At 67.4% G+C, this 13,459-nt stretch carries 8 protein-coding genes; 4 read left to right on the top strand and 4 right to left on the bottom strand.

Translation table 11 applies throughout. The features are described 5' to 3' along the window. Positions 1-53: 53 nt before the first annotated feature. From QM732_RS00205 to QM732_RS00190, 4 genes are all read right to left on the bottom strand, one after another. Positions 54-1,952, bottom strand: coding sequence for an NPCBM/NEW2 domain-containing protein (locus QM732_RS00205; RefSeq protein WP_415654199.1), 1,899 nt, complete (start codon positions 1,950-1,952; stop codon positions 54-56). Further along, on the bottom strand, positions 1,949-4,621 hold the full coding sequence (locus QM732_RS00200) for an alpha-galactosidase (protein ID WP_415654198.1): 2,673 nt from the start codon (positions 4,619-4,621) through the stop codon (positions 1,949-1,951). Before QM732_RS00200 ends, QM732_RS00205 begins: the two co-directional genes overlap by 4 nt. Further along, complete coding sequence (locus tag QM732_RS00195; RefSeq protein ID WP_415654197.1) at positions 4,618-5,712, bottom strand: hypothetical protein; 1,095 nt, start codon at positions 5,710-5,712, stop codon at positions 4,618-4,620. The genes QM732_RS00200 and QM732_RS00195 overlap by 4 nt, the downstream gene beginning before the upstream one ends. 121 nt (positions 5,713-5,833) lie before the next feature. Continuing rightward, a complete protein-coding gene (locus QM732_RS00190) occupies positions 5,834-8,659 on the bottom strand; it encodes a TonB-dependent receptor (RefSeq protein WP_415654196.1) in 2,826 nt (941 codons plus the stop codon). A gap of 376 nt (positions 8,660-9,035) precedes the next feature. Between QM732_RS00190 and QM732_RS00185 the strand changes: the two genes are divergently transcribed. The 4 genes from QM732_RS00185 (at position 9,036) to QM732_RS00170 (ending at position 13,456) form a co-directional block, all read left to right on the top strand. Further along, positions 9,036-9,941 carry an EamA family transporter gene (locus QM732_RS00185; protein ID WP_415654195.1) on the top strand — a complete coding sequence of 302 codons (906 nt, stop codon included), beginning with the start codon at positions 9,036-9,038 and terminating at the stop codon, positions 9,939-9,941. Further along, entirely contained in the window at positions 9,938-11,218 is a 1,281-nt protein-coding gene (locus QM732_RS00180; protein WP_415654194.1) for a D-tagatose-bisphosphate aldolase, class II, non-catalytic subunit, read from the top strand. The genes QM732_RS00185 and QM732_RS00180 overlap by 4 nt, the downstream gene beginning before the upstream one ends. Before the next feature lie 94 nt (positions 11,219-11,312). Beyond that, complete coding sequence (locus QM732_RS00175; protein WP_415654193.1) at positions 11,313-12,503, top strand: tagatose-6-phosphate ketose isomerase; 1,191 nt, start codon at positions 11,313-11,315, stop codon at positions 12,501-12,503. After that, complete coding sequence (locus tag QM732_RS00170) at positions 12,500-13,456, top strand: N-acetylglucosamine kinase (protein ID WP_415654192.1); 957 nt, start codon at positions 12,500-12,502, stop codon at positions 13,454-13,456. Before QM732_RS00175 ends, QM732_RS00170 begins: the two co-directional genes overlap by 4 nt. The last annotated feature ends 3 nt before the right edge of the window (positions 13,457-13,459 follow it).

The raw sequence follows: 13,459 nt of genomic DNA, 5'->3' as shown, positions 1-13,459 counted from the left end.
ACAGCCGAAGCCGCCACCGCACCCAAGGTCGGCGTCGGCCAGCGCCGCAGCGCCTACTCGATGCGCGCCTCGCCCCAGGTCACGACGACAGGGCCCGCAGGGTCGGCACCGTGCTGGCGCACAACAAGCTCCACCAGCGCCACACCACGCAGGTCCGCGCCGAGTTCGCGCGCCGGCTGGTCGAAGGCCATTGGCCCCGTGGACGCGAGGCGGCGGCCGTCACCCCAGACCTCGAAGCTGACCGCGGCGTGCTTGCCACGCGTCGAGTCGTCCACCCCTACGCTGGCCATGAAGCGCTGTGAGCCCGGCGCCACCTGCACCTGCAGGCGCGAGTCGGCCAGCACGCCGATGCCATGACGGAAGGCCCTGCGTTGCACGCTGAGCGCCTGGTCGTAGGGGGTGGAGTCCGCACGCGGCCCGCCCCAGCCGGCATAGGCCGGGCGCGTTCCGCCGTTGTCGGTGGCCGACCATGACGCCAGCGCGCGATAGACGACCGGGTCCTGCTCCAGCGCACGGATGCCGTCGCGCGCGACGTAGACACTGCCGGGTCGCTCGGACACATAGTAGCCACGCGATAGCGCATGCTTGCCACTGGCGGTGAACAACAGCGCTTCCCGGGCTTGCAGCTCGAACTCGCGCTTGCCGACGAAAGTGCCCGCGTCTGCGCGCTTCCAGGCGTCGCGCAACGCGATGGGCGCCGCAGCGTCCATCTTCAGGTGCTCGGCCGTCAGCGTGAACTTCGCCGGAGCGCTGGTGCGGTTGAACAGCAGCACGGCTTTCCTGTTGCCTTCAGGCCCGTCAGCCAGCGTCTTCACGAGGATCTGGCGGTCGCTGTCGGCATAGGCCAGCACGCCCTGGTGGCCGGCCGGGTCCTGGTTGATGGCAACGACCTCCGGCGCCTTCAGGATGTCGATGATGGCGGGTGACACCTTGGACAGGTCGGTGCCTATCATCAACGGCGCGGCCACGATGGCCCACAGGCCCAGGTGCGTGCGAGCCTCGGTCAGGTGAGCATCGCCGAAATCGCCGTTGCCGATCTCCAGCATGTCAGGGTCATTCCAGCGACCCGGACCAGCATAGAACTCGCGCGTGGCGACGGTGTCGAAGTTGTGCACCATCTGGGCAAAGCCCTTCCAGATATCCCGGCTGCTGCGCCACATCGTGCCGTAGTCCTGGCCCCAACTGCGCACATTCACCGTACCCCACAGGCACACCGACAGTACATAGTCTCCGCGCGGACGCACCTCGTGCAGGGCCTGCCTCAGGCCGGCATAGAGCTTCTTGGTACCTTCGATGTCGGACTGGTTGATGCTGCCCTCGACAATCGTCGGCTTGAACTCGCGGTACTGGCCGGATGCGACATGCGGCCGCTCGCGGCCGTATGAGGACAGGCCACAGCCGTCCACCTTCAGGTAGTCGAAGTTCCACTCGCCGAAGAACAGCGCCACGTCCTGCTTCATGAAGCCCATCAGCCCCACCTCGCGCTCCGCGTGCGTGCCTTCGGGGAGATTGGGACTGTCGGCGTCGTAGGCTTGTGAGCAGGCGTTGCGGCCGATGTCGGTGTACAGGCCCGCCTTGAGGCCCATCGCATGGATGCGGTCTGTGAAAGGTCGCAGCGAAGAGTCCTTGCCCGCACCGGCATCCGCGCTGGGGAACAAGCCCGTGCGCACCAACAGCCGGCCGTCGCTGCTGCGGCGCTTGAGCCACCAGCCGTCGTCGATGTTGATACTGCGGTAGCCGGCCTTCGCCAGGCCGGAGTCGACGATGACCTTGGCGGAGTCCAGTACTTTCTGCTCTGTGATGTCGACGCGGAAAGCATTCCAGCTGGACCAGCCCATGGGCGGCGTGAGCGCCGTGCCGACGGGTCGGTGTTGCCAGCGGCCAGTGGCCTCCAGTGTCTGCTGTGCCTGCGCGGAGAACGCGACGAGCAGGGAAAGGGCGAGCAGCTTCATGCGGCGGGCAGCAGGCGGCCGAAAGCGGCCGGAATGTGGAAGTCGGGCGAGGCAGTCTTCGTCGGGCTCCAGGCGGAATACACACGGTCCTTGCCTTGGCCCTCGACGCGGAACAGGTTCAGGCGCCAGCCGTCCCCCGCATCGCGCATGGGCACGGCAAGTTCCGCCGTCCATACCTTGCGCTTCGCATCGATGTGCGCCTTCGCGCGGCTCTCGCCGACGATGCGCTTCTTGCCCGAGGCTTCGACGGCGATCTCCAGCAGCAGGCCGTTGGGCGACACCTCCACCTCGCGGTAGCTCTTCAGGCCTGCGCGGTCCGGCGCCTGCAGGAAGACCTCGACGACGTCACGCTCCCACAGCGGCCAGAGATCGGTGGCCGACCCGGCGCGCTCGAAGGTACTGAGCGTATCGAACTTGCAGATGAAGCGCAGGTAGAGCTCCCCTGCGCCGCGCAGCAACTGCACCCGGGTGGATTGCGGGCCGACGAGCATGCGGCCCTGCCAGTCGTGGCGGAAGAACGTCGTGGGCGCATCGGCCCACTGCGAGGCCAGCGGGAAGCCATCCGCTCCTATGCCTGACACCCGGCCGGCAAAGGCGACGGGCAGCTCATCGGGCACTTCGGGGTGCGCCTCGATCAGCAGGCTGTGCGTGAATCGCACGGGCAGCGTGGGCTTGTCCGCACGGACCGTGCCAAGCACCTGGCCGCTCAGCGAATCCCGCACCGTCCAGCGTCCGGCGCCCAAGCCGCGCAGCACGACCGGCCCTTCCCAACGTTCGGCGTAGAACGCGTAGTGCAGTGCGCCACTGCGTTCGACAACGTGGGTCTCGGGCTTGTCGAAGCCCAGGTCGTACAGCTCGCCGAGATAACGGCCTTCGGCCAGGCGCTGGCGGTTGTAGAGATCCACCCACTGGCGCCAGTGCGCCTCGCGCTCCGGCGTGAGCAGGAAGGAGTCTTTGGGCTTGGGGTCCACCGGCCACGTGAACTTCGTAGCCACGACAGCGCCAATGCCCACGCTGGAAGCGAAGTCCTGCCCGCCTGTACTGAGCTCCACATGGTCGCCCGCATAGGCTGACCATGGCCCCATCAGCGCCTTCAGTGTCTTGCCCTTGTGGCGCACCTGCCAGCTGGACAGCGGGTCCGACGACGGCGCCTGGTCCATGAACGGCATGTTGTGGAAGGCGTAGCTGGTGCCGCAGGGGCAGACCTCGACGACCGCTTCCGGGTTCGCCGCATGAGCCGTGTCGTGCATGACCTTGTAAAACGCCGAGACCGCTTCGACCGACTCCTCCGGCCGCGCGTGCTTGTGCCTGGGATTGAAGCAAGGTGCCACGCCATTGAGGTGCTGGCCGTCGACCTTGAGACCGTCAAAGCCCCAGTCGCCGATGATCATCCGGATCGTTTCTGCCAAGCGGGCCTGTGTCTTCTCGTAGGCGGGGCAGAGGTAGAAGGCGTTCCACCAGGTCACGTCCTGAACCGCACCGTCTCGGTCAAGCAGCAACAGGTCGGTATGGTCGTGCAGCTCGTCGCTGCCAGGCGCGACGGCTAGCGGCGCAATCCACAGCCGGGCCTTCATGCCGCGGGCATGGATGTCGGCGACGAGGGCCTTCATGTCGGCTTCGCCGCGCGGGAACTTGGCGCGGTCGGGCGTCCAGTCTCCGGTCTTGACCTGCCAGCCGTCGTCCAGCACGGCCCACTTGAAGCCCAGTTCCTGAACCTTGGGCAGCGTGGCACGCACATAGTCCAGGGAGAAGTCGCGCTCGTAGCCCCAGGCGCACCATTGCGCCTCGTAGGCGCTCTGCGGCGGCTCCGGCGCGGCAAGCCCCTGCGCCGCCATCAGGCGGCGGTAGCGGTCCAGCGGAACGAAGAAGTCGCCGCGATGCACGGCGATGAATGTGGGCGGCGTGGCAAGCATTGCGCCAGGCGCCAGCGCCTTCGGCTCGTCTGCGCGCAGGGCCACGTCGACCCGGTCGCCACTTGCCTTGACGGGCAGCGCGACGAGCTGCGGCCGCAGCGCCAGGTGTCCGACAGCCAGGCCGACATCACGCCGCCACACATCGACGACGGGCGTGCCGCCGCCGTAGTCCGACGCGTTCATGCCCATGAAGTTGCGCTGCTCGAAGCCTCGCTTGACAGGCTGCACCCAGTCGCGCCGATCGGCATGGCTGGCGCCGGAATAGGTCCAGTAGCCACCCGCGTGCCTCGGCGCAGCGGCCAGGCGATGGGCCGCATTGACCCAGGCGTCGATGGCGATGGGCCTGGCACCGGTGTTGACGTAGCTGACGTCCAGCAGCGCGACGCCGGGATGCTCATCCAGCAGCGTGACTGTGACGCGCTTCTCGATGCCTTCGGCAGAGCGGCCTGTGAGGCGCAGCGACTGCCCCGCGCCGAAAGGCGTGGCCGCCTTGACGGGCTCTGCCCGCTGCAGCGTGAAGCGCGTGACAGCCTTTCCCTTCACGACGAGATGCTCGCTGGCATCGAAGCCCGTCAGCTCAATGGGCTGCCGACCCATCAGGCTGACGATGCGGCAGCGCAGCTGATCGTCGAACTGAAGCGACAGCGCGGCGTCCTGCACGCGCACATGGCCGCGGCCCTGCGCTTGCGCGAGGGGCAGTTGCGTGGCCAAAGGCGCAGCGCCCAGCCACTGCAGGAAAGCACGGCGCGCCGTCATTGCTTGCCGCTCCACGCGCCGGGGAAGGCGCGCTCGGCATTCCGCCGGTAGAGCTTGTCGACGACCGTGCGCGGCAGTGCCAAGCCCGTCACCGGCTCATCGAGGTCTGCCACCTTGAAGCTGTCTGCGGTGTTGAAGTAGCGCCAGTGCATGCGCCACACGGTCTCGGCCTCCCTTGCCAGCGCGGCACCATCCTGGTCAGGCGCCTGTGCCATGTCGCTGCCGTACAGGATGCGATCCTGGTACTTGATGAAGAAGCTGCGCACGCGCTCGCGGTTCTTCTGGCTCTGGTATTGCAGCTGGCCGATACGCGCGGCCACGTCAACCACGGCATTGGGGAACTTGTCGAGGAAGGCTGCCAGCTCATCCACGTCGCGCTCGAGGGACGCCAGGTGCACGCCAATGAAATGCAGACCCGGATGGGCCGCCACCATGCGGTCGCGGGCCGCCATCTGGGATTCCCAGCTGGGCATCTCGGGATGCAGGTGCATGTGGTACTGCGGATGGGCCTTGAAGTACTCACGGTCATTGTTGACGGTCATCTGCTCCAACGGCAGCCAGCAGTTGTGCGGCTCGCCCTGGTGGCCCAACAGCGGGATACCGCGTCGGGCGAAGTCGTCGAACAACGGCGCGAAGCGCGCGTCGTCGATCATGACGAGGTGGTCGTCCGTCCCGCGCAGGCTCATGCCGATGTTCTTCCACACCTTCACGCCTACGGCGCCGGCCTTGAGCGCGGCGTCCACGCGCTGGCGCGTGGCGGGCAGCCAGCCGGGCTGGTCGGAGCCGTCTACCGGGAAGCTGGCCGCCCAGGCCAAGTCGCGCGGAAACTTTGCCTTGAGCTGGATCGCCACGCGCTGCTGGTCCTCCAGCGGCGGGAAGTCCGGGTAGTCGACGTTGATCGTCAGTACCTTGAAGTTCTGGCGCTTCGCGGCGGCCAGGAAGGCGGCATCGGGGTTGTGCAGGTGCATGTGCACGTCCAACTTCACGACCCGGCCGTAGTCGGCCATCTTGTAGCTCGGCTCGGCCGCCAGCGCAGGAAAAAAGGCCGCCCCGGCAAGCAGGGCGGCAACGGAGGAGACAAGAGATCGCATATCAATCAATCCAGGTGTATCGGGCCAAGCGCCGGGCCGGCCCAAGCCGACCCTCGCTGGCAGCGTGCTTGCGGTTCGATGCCGCAAGCATCGCCCAGCTTCAGGGGCTGGGCGAGAGGCATCAGAACTTGATGCTCGCGCCGAGCGTGAACGCGCGGCCGTAGCGGTAGTAGCCCTGGGGCAGTTTCACGCTGTCGTTGCCCAGCGTGTACTCCTGCGTCGCGTCGGTGAGGTTGTTGCCCTCGATGCTGATGCGCAGCCACTTGTTGACCTCATAGGCGACCTGGGCCGTCATCCAGGTCACCGCCTTCGCCCGCTCGTTAAAGCCGGCACCCAGCACGTTGGTGGCGGTGACGAAGGCATCGGTGTGGTCGGCCGTGGCGCTCATGCTCCAGGGCCCCCTCTCATACAGAACGCCGAACGAAGACGTGGCCGGTGCGATGCCTTCCAGCGCACGCTCCTGACCGTCCACCCAGCTACGCGACTTGTTGCGGGTGTACTGCGCCCGCACGCCGAAGCCGTTGCTCCACAGGTGCTGCAGGCCAATCTCGAAGCCGCGCGCCGTGGCCTTGTCGCCGTTGATGGGCTTGCTGACGTTGAACAACCGTCCGGGCACGCCAATGTCCTGGCCCGTCAGGTACTGGGTGGTGATCTGATTCTTGATGTTCTTCTGGTAGACGGCGAAGTTGAGTGCCGAGTCCTTGGCGTAGTACCACTCCAGCGACACGTCGGCCTGGCGCGCGCTGTAGGGCTTGAGCTCTGCATTGCCCCCGAAGATCTGGCTGAACTCGCCCCAGGAGATGCTGGCGGTGGTGTTCGTCGGCGCCAGCTTGTCCACCGACGGGCGGGCCATGGTCTTGGCTGCGCCTACGCGCAACTGCAGGTCGTTGGTGAACAGGTAGGTGAAGTTGACCGAAGGCAGCGCAAAGTTGTAGCTGGCCTCCTGCTGCACGACGGACGGCGGCGCATAGACGGCCGTGTAGTTCCAAGGGCCGTTCTCGATGATGCTTGTGATCTTGGCGTCCCAAGCCTGCGACGTGGTCTTGGTCCTCACGAAGCGCACGCCGGCGTCCGCGTTCCAGCCGTCGCCCGCCAGATCCGCCTGCACGAAGGCCGTCGTGGTCTTCTCGGTCACGCGGTAGCTCTCGAGCGGGTTCCAGACCGGCGCGGAGAGCTCCGTGCTGTAAACACCACCACCCGGGCGCGGCTTGCCGTCCCAGGACTTCAAGGCCTGGGCGTAGGTGTCGACGTCGAAGCCCAGGAAGCTGCGCGGGAAATTGCCACTCACCCCGTCGAGGAAGCCCTGAGGGCTCAAGGTCTGGTTGATGACGTTGCCGCCCAGCGCACCGACGTTGATCGCGTTGGCACCCGAATAGTGGTCGGCGCCACCATTGAGCGCGTTGTTGACCAGGTCGCGCGACTTCTTGCGGTTGGTCTGGCTCAGGCCGAACTTCAGCGAGTCGATGTAGAAACGGTCCAGCGACCAGACGGCGTCGACATTGGCGCCGTTGATCTTGTCGTCGATGTTGTCGCCAGCGCGGCTGTAGTAGTGGGTGTTGAAGTCGCTGGCCTTGAACAGGCCCTGCGCCAGCCCGGTCTGAAGGTCGCGTCCATCGGCGAAGGTGGTCTTCACGTCAGGCACTGCCGCGCCGGTCAGCTGGATGCGCGTCACGTTGGGCTGGTTCATGCGCAGCACGACGTAGCTGTCCTGGCCGCCCGAATGGCGCTTGGAGGTGGACTCGTAGAGGTCGCCCGTCACTTTCAGCGTGGGAGAGATCTTCCACTCCGCGTTGGCACCGTACATCGCGGTGTCCACCACGCGGTATTCGGTCTTATTGAGCAGCTCGGGGTTGAGCTGCATCTCGGGATCGGTGCTGGACAGCGTCAGGTCTGTGACGACGCCGTTGGTGATCTTCATATTGGACCAGCGGCCCGGCGCGTACAGCGGGTAGAAGGACAGCTGGTAGCCGACCTGAGGCGAGTTCAGCCGGGTCTTGAAGCCATCGACGACGACCTTCACGTCGCTGCTAGGCCGCCACTCAACCTTGCCCGACAGCGCCGTGCGCTTCTTCTTCTCCATGATTGAGCCGAAGCGGAACTGACCGGGGCCTATCAGGCCCTCCTCGTCCAGGTCCAGTTGGCCATTGCCATTGGGGTCGATAGCGCCACCCCAGGTGTTGCCCCACTGCCAGAAGGCCTCCGGGTCGCTGGGCTTGGGGTTGCGGCTCCAGCCACCGTCGTTGCCGGCCGTGTCTGTGCGCACGTCGCGGTTGGCAACCACCACACCCAGCAACACACCCAGAGAGTCGCCGAAGGTGTTGCTGTAAGTGCCTGACAGCTTCTTGCCGTTCAGACCGCTCATCTGGTTGCGATCGGCCTCCAGGCGCAGCAGGCCGCGCTGCCCCTTCTGATCAAAGGGGCTGGCGGAGCGCAGGTTCACCAGGCCGCCGATGGCTCCCTCCATCAGGGACGCTTGCGTGGACTTGATGACGTCCGCACCGCTGATGACGTCTGCCGGCAGCACGTCGTAGGCGAAGTAGCGGCCGGCGCTATCGGTACCCAGCAGGCGGTTGTTGAAGGTCGTGATCGTGTATTCGGGGCCGAGGCCGCGGATGCTCACCTTCTGGCCCTCGCCGCCGGCCGTGCGCGAGATGGCAACACCGGTGATGTGGCTGAGCGAGTCGGCGACGTTGTTGTCGGGGAAGCGACCCAGCTCGGTTGCGCTGATGCTGTCCTGCACGCCTGCGGCGTTGCGCTTGAGGGCCAGCGAGCGCTGCAGGCTGGCGCGGGTGCCCGTCACCTCCACGCGTTCCAGCGTGTCGGTCTCGGGCTTGTCGGTGGCCTGCTGGGCAAGGGCCGGCGCTGCACCGCCGAGGGCTGCCAGGGCCACCAGGCCGGCCAGCGTCAGCGGGTGCAGCGCAAAACAGGGTTGCAGTCGAGGACTCATCAAACGGTTCCTTTTGTGTCTGGCTGCCGTCAGGGCAGCACCAAGCAATCTGCGAAAAGGTGCCGGGGCAGCTCTCCCCCGGTGCGGGCTGCCGGCTCCGGATGGCCCCGAGCCAGCTTGACGCAAGTCTACGAATCCTTTCGTTTGATTTCGTATATCGTTTTCACCGATGCCGAATACTTTCGTTGAATGATGCCACGAAAGCCTTCCGCAGAGCTGACATAGGGAAAATAGCTCCATCTATATAGAGACTCATGCGTCACCCCTCAAATTCGGCATACGAAAGCACCTTCGCCGTTGTGTTTTCGTTTTTGTTCGTTTATGCTTTCGCTCGAAAGTCGCGACAACGCCCCACCGCAACACGAAAGATTTCCCGATGCAGAGCAACTGGCTCACCTACGCGCTGATCACCACCGGACTCTGGGGCCTGTGGGGCGCCTTTACCGGCCTGCCATCCGAGCACGGTTTCCCGGACACGCTGATCTATGTCGTCTGGGCACTGACGATGATCCCGCCAGCCCTGTTCGTGCTGGCGCGGGCCGGCTGGCGCATCGACCGCGACCGCCGCTCGGTGCTGCTCGGCCTGACCGTGGGCCTGCTGGGAGCTGGCGGCCAGATGCTGCTATTCCGCGCGGTGCAGTTGGGACCGGCCTACCTGATCTTCCCGATCGTCTCGCTGTCGCCAGCCATCACCATCGCCCTGTCCTTCGGACTGCTGGGCGAACGCACGGGCAAGCTGGGCGTGGCGGGAATCGCGCTTGCGCTGTGCGCGCTGCCACTCTTCGACCTGCAGCCGGGCCAGGGCGGCCAGGGGCTGGGCCTGTGGTTCGCGCTGGCACTCGTCGTGATGGCGGCCTGGGGTCTGCAGGCCTACTTCATCAAGCTGGCCAATGCAGGCACCAGTGCAGAGAGCATCTTCTTCTACATGATGGTGGGGGGCCTGGCCTGCGTGCCGGCCGCGCTGTGGCTGACGGACTTCTCCCAGCCCGTCAACTGGGGCTGGCAGGGCCCGGGCCTCGCGGCCGTCATCCAGGTGCTCAATGCCGTCGGGGCGCTGACGCTGGTCTATGCCTTCCGCTACGGCAAGGCCCTGGTCGTCTCTCCCCTTGTCAACGCAGGCGCCCCGCTACTGACAGCCGTGCTGTCCATGGCCGTCAGCGGCGCCATGCCAACCGGCACCAAGCTGCTGGGCGTTGCCCTTGCCCTGCTCGCCGCGCTGCTGCTCGCACTGCAGCCCGAAACACCCTCTTCCACCCAACCTGTTCCAGGAGACGCAGCATGAAGCTCATGCTGGACCTCGTGCGCCGCCATAAGCAAGCAGGCGCCGGCCCCGCCGTCGGCATCCCGTCCGTCTGCTCGGCCCATCCCGTCGTGATCGCCACCGCACTGCGCGAGTGCGCCGAGCAAGGCCGGCCCGCCCTCATCGAAGCGACGTCCAATCAGGTCAACCAGGACGGCGGCTACACCGGCATGACGCCGCTGGACTTCCGCCGCTACGTGCAGAAGCTGGCCGAGAACGAGGGCCTGTCGCCCGAGTTGCTGCTGCTGGGTGGCGACCACCTTGGCCCCAATGCCTGGCGCAGGCTGCCGGCAGACGCCGCCATGGCCAAGGCCGAGATCATGGTGACGCAGTACGTGGCCGCGGGATTCCGCAAGATCCACCTGGACTGCTCCATGAGCTGTGCCGACGACCCGGTGCCGCTGGCTGAAGCCGTGATTGCCGCCCGCGCCGTTCGGCTGTGCCACGCCGCCGAGCAAGCCTGGCAGCAGGCGCCCGAGCGCGGTGATCCGCCCGTCTACGTCATAGGCACCGAGGTGCCCGTGCCCGGCGGCGCGCACGAAGACCTGGGCGAGCTGGCCGTGACCTCGCCCGAAGCTGCCGCATCCACGCTGGAGCTGCATCGGGTCGCCTTCCAGCGCGCCGGGCTGGAGGCCGCGTGGGAGCGCGTCATCGCGATGGTTGTGCAACCCGGCGTGGAGTTCGATCACCACAAGGTCATCGACTACCGCCCCGAGAAGGCCCGCTCCCTGAGCGCCTTCATCGAAGGCCAGTCCGGCCTCGTCTTCGAGGCGCACTCCACAGACTACCAGACCCCCGAGCGCCTGGCCCAGCTGGCGCGCGATCACTTCGCCATCCTCAAGGTCGGCCCCGGTGTGACCTTCGCGCTTCGCGAGACGCTGTGGGCACTGGCCGCCGTCGAGCGCGAATGGGTGGGCGAGGGTGAAGGGCTGGTCGACACAGTTCTGGGCGTCATGCGCGCCGAGCCCGAGCACTGGCGTGGCTACTACCAGGACCCCGCGCGCCTGGACGTGGACCTCGCCTACTCCTTGAGCGACCGCATCCGCTATTACTGGGCCCACCCTGCCGTGCGCCAGGCCTGCCAGACCATGCTGTCCCGCCTGGACGCCTCGCCACCGCCGCTGACGTTGCTCAGCCAGTACCTGCCCCGCCAGTACGAGGCAGTGCGCGACGGCCGACTCGCCACCCGCACCGACGCCCTGCTGCGCGACGGCACCGCCCAGGCCCTGCGCCCCTACCTGCACGCCTGCAGCGCATGAGCCCGTCGCCCGATTTCGCCTTGCTGAGCGCAGGCATCGCCCGCGAGGTCTGGCTTGGAGCGGCTCGCAAAACAAAACAGATCACTGAACTGACATGACCCTTCTGCATCTCGATCCCTCCGACCTCGACCATCGCGGCGGCACCCACACCGCGCGCGAGATCGCCCACCAGCCGGCCGTCTGGCAGGCCGTCCACGACCAGCTGCAGGCCGGGCGGACGCAGCTTGAAGCCTTCCTGCGGCCGCTGCTTGCCCTGCCGGACCTGCGTATCGTGCTTACCGGTGCCGGCAGCTCCGCCTTCATCGGCCAATGCCTCGCGCCCGGCCTGCTGCGCCTGCTGGGCCAGCGCCCCGGCATCCGCGTCGAGGCGGTAGCCACGACGGACATCGTCTCCAGCCCGGAGCAATGCCTGCAGCCCGAGGTGCCGACGCTGCTGGTGTCCTTCGCCCGCTCCGGCAACAGCCCAGAGAGCCTTGCCGCCGTGGAGCTGGCTGATCGCCTCGTCAAGCGCTGCCACCACCTCGCTGTCACCTGCGCCGCCGAAGGCACGCTAAACCGCCGCCTGGCCAACCGGCGCGAGGCCCATGTGCTGCTGCTGCCCGACGAGACCCACGACCGCGCCTTCGCCATGACCTCCAGCTTCAGCGGCATGCTGCTGGCCGCCGCCTGGGCCTTCGGCCTGCCGCTGCGGCCCGTGACGGAGCTGGCAGATGCTGCCCAGGCGCTGGCCGAGCGCGAGGCCGACCGTCTCTACGCGCTGGCCGAGCAGCCCTTCGAGCGCGTCGTCTACCTTGGCAGCAACGCGCTGCTGGGCCTGGCCCGCGAGGCCGCGCTAAAGCTGCTGGAGTTGACCGACGGGAAGCTCGTCGCGCTGGCCGACTCGCCGCTGGGCTTCCGCCACGGCCCCAAGACCATCCTCAACGACAGGACGCTGGTTGTTATCCTGCTGTCCAACGATCCCTACACCCGCCAGTACGACTTGGACCTGCTGCGCGAACTGCGCCGCGAAGGCCGGGCCCGCGTGCTCGCGCTGCGTGCCGCGGCACCTGCCGACGCTGAAGCTCCGCACGCGGACGACGTGCCGCTCAAGCTGCCCGCCGCGGCTCCCGACCTTGCCCTGGCCCCGGTGGCGCTGGTCTTCGCGCAATGCCTGGCCCTGCTTGCGTCGCTGCGACTGGGCATCACGCCGGACAACCCCAGCGCATCCGGCACCGTGACCCGTGTCGTCAGCGGTGTCACCATCCACCCCCTGCCGCCAACACATCAGTCGCAACAGTCCTCATGAGCGCCCTCTTCCTCGGCATCGACGGTGGCGGCACCAAGACCGCTTTCGTCCTCCTGGACGAGAGCGGTCGCCTGCTGGCCCGCCATGAGGCGACGACGAGCTACTACCTCGAGATCGGCTTCGACGCCCTGCGGGCACTGCTGCGCGACGGCGTTCAGGCCACGCTGCACAAGGCCGATGCGGTCGCAAGCGATGTGAGCCATGCCTTCGCCGGGCTGCCCGCGCACGGCGAGGACAGCGGGCTGCTCGCGGCCTTCGACGGCCTGCTGACCGGCGTCCTGCCCCGCAGTACGGTGGGCAACGACATGGTCTGCAGCTGGGCCGGATCCCTCGCCGGCACGGACGGCATCAGCCTCGTCGCCGGCACCGGCTCTATCGCCTACGGCGAGTGGATGGGTCGCAACGCACGCAGCGGCGGCTGGGGCGAGGTCTTTGGCGACGAAGGGTCGGCCCACTGGCTGGCGCGCGAGGTGCTGGCGCTGTTCTCGCGGATGGCCGATGGCCGCGCCGAACCCGGCCCGCTGATGGGCCTGGTGCGCGAGCACTTCAGGCTCGCGCACGACCTCGACCTCTGCGGCGCGATCAATGGCGGTGCCGCGCGCAGCCAGTTGGCCCAGGTCGCCCGCCTGGCCACTGCTGCGGCGCAAGCCGGCGACGCGCAGGCTCGCGAGCTCCTGGTACGCGCTGGCGACGAGCTAGCAGCGCTTGCCGCCGGCGTCGCGCGCAGCCTGGGCCTGGAAGGCATCCAGGCCGTACCCATCTCCTATACCGGCGGCGTGTTCGCGGCCGGCGAGCTGGTGCTGGGCCCGCTGAAGGCCTCCCTCGCCCTGCGCCTGCCCGGCGCCGTGCTGACGACACCGCTTCACGGCCCCGAGCTGGGCGCAGCCCTCTACGCTGCACGCCTGGCCGGCCGACCGCTGTCACCCGCGGCGCTGGCACGACTGAAGGGCTGACGA

It is taken from the genome of Roseateles sp. (assembly GCF_047654805.1).
Classification (GTDB): Bacteria; Pseudomonadota; Gammaproteobacteria; order Burkholderiales; family Burkholderiaceae_C; genus Pelomonas.
Note: the sequence above shows the minus strand (reverse complement) of the source record. Positions and strands in the feature narration are given on the sequence as shown.